At 65.8% G+C, this 1,754-nt stretch carries 2 protein-coding genes; both read right to left on the bottom strand.

Annotation, left to right across the window (positions count from 1 at the left end):
• Positions 1–530 precede the first annotated feature (530 nt).
• A complete protein-coding gene (locus TH67_RS10090; RefSeq protein WP_141081785.1) occupies positions 531–947 on the bottom strand; it encodes a hypothetical protein in 417 nt (138 codons plus the stop codon).
• 355 nt (positions 948–1,302) lie between these two features.
• Positions 1,303–1,611, bottom strand: coding sequence for a hypothetical protein (locus TH67_RS10095; protein WP_072595452.1), 309 nt, complete (start codon positions 1,609–1,611; stop codon positions 1,303–1,305).
• Positions 1,612–1,754 lie beyond the last annotated feature (143 nt).

Below are 1,754 nucleotides of genomic sequence, written 5' to 3' on the forward strand. Positions count from 1 at the left end.
CGAGGGAATCGCCGTAGCGCCGATGGCGAAGGCTTCCGCGGTCGTCACACCGACACCGACCGCCACCCGCGCTGCGTTGCCCGCAGCTGGGACCTCACCGAAGCCGAGGGTGAGGTTACCCCTCAGCCTCACCAGCGTTATCCCGTCCTGATTCACGAGGCTCCCCGTCCCCATGATTGCCGTCCCCGTCGCGGCGAGGAGAGCTTGGAGCCCGCCGGGTCCGAAATCCCAGCCGGTCTGCCGGCGTGGCGTGCGACTGCGCGGGAAGGACCCTCTCGATGAGCGCATTGCCATTCATGCAACCCCCTGATGAAGCCGCTGCGCGGCTTGTTGGAAGCAGTGACTCGGAGTCGTAGCAGAAGGCTCACGCCCCGTCACGTAGTCAGGTTTCACTGCAACTGCGGGTGTGTCAAGGGGCGGCCGGTCATAGACCGTGCCGCCCCTCGTGCAACTCGTTGCTGGCTACCGACTTGTCCGCGCTGCGCCGGAGTGTAACGATTCCTCGCCTGTGCCTTCGCCAGCAGTCGCCACTACGGGAGCTTCAGCAGCATCCTCGAGTCGAACAGCGCTCGAACGTCCGTCACGCCGCTGAGGTTCTCGACCTCGATAGCAGCGAAGACGACCATATCGACGGTGAGCTTACGCATCGCCCTGGAGTCCACGTCGATTCTCACTGCCGACGTCCCCTCGCTCTGCTCGATCGCGTTGGTCAGCGCGACCAGCGGGGCGAAGGTATGCCAGAGCCAGCCGTCCCACTCGGCATCGGCCAGCGGCGAGGGAATCGCCGTAGCGCCGATGGCGAAGGCTTCCGCGGTCGTCACACCGACACCGACCGCCACCCGCGCTGCGTTGCCCGCAGCTGGGACCTCACCGAAGCCGAGGGTGAGATTACCCCTCAGCCTCACCAGCGTCACCCCGTCCTGATTCACGAGGCTCCCCGTTCCCATTATCGCCGTCCCCGTCGCGGCGAGGAGAGCTTGGAGCCCGCCGGGTCCGAAATCCCAGCCGGTCTGCCGGCGTGGCGTGCGACTGCGCGGGAAGGACCCTCTCGATGAGCGCATTGCCATTCATGCAACCCCCTGATGATGCCGCTGCGCGGCTTGTTGGAAGCAGTGACTCGGAGTCGTAGCAGAAGGCTCACGCCCCGTCACGTAGTCAGTTTTCACTGCAACTGCGGGTGTGTCAAGGGGCACCGAATCCGGAGATTCGATGCCCCTAGCGTAACTCGTTGGCTGGTACCGACTTGTCCGCGCGGCTCCGGAGTGCTTCGCCTGTCCGCAGGTGACTTCCCAGCCGTCGCGACTACGGGAGCTTGAGCAGCATCCTCGAGTCGAACAGCGCCCTGACGTCCGTCACGCCGCTGAGGTTCTCAACCTCAATGGCGGCGAAGACCACCATGTCGACGGTGAGCTTCCGCATCGCCCTGGAGTCGACATCGAAGCGAGCAGCGACCGTACCTTCCGCCTGATCGATCGCGTTGGTCAGCGCCAGCAGCGGCGCGAAGGTGTGCCACAGCCAGCCGTCCCACTCGGAATCGGCCAGCGGCGAGGGAATCGCCGTAGCGCCGATGGCGAAGGCTTCCGCGGTCGTCACACCGACACCGACCGCCACCCGCGCTGCGTTGCCCGCAGCTGGGACCTCACCGAAGCCGAGGGTGAGATTACCCCTCCAGCCTCACCAGCGTCACCCCGTCCTGATTCACGAGGCTCCCCGTTCCCATTATCGCCGTCCCCGTCGCGGCGAGGAGAGCTTGG

Origin of the sequence: Campylobacter concisus (genome assembly GCF_001891085.1) — a bacterium.
Taxonomy (GTDB): domain Bacteria; phylum Campylobacterota; class Campylobacteria; order Campylobacterales; family Campylobacteraceae; genus Campylobacter_A; species Campylobacter_A concisus_O.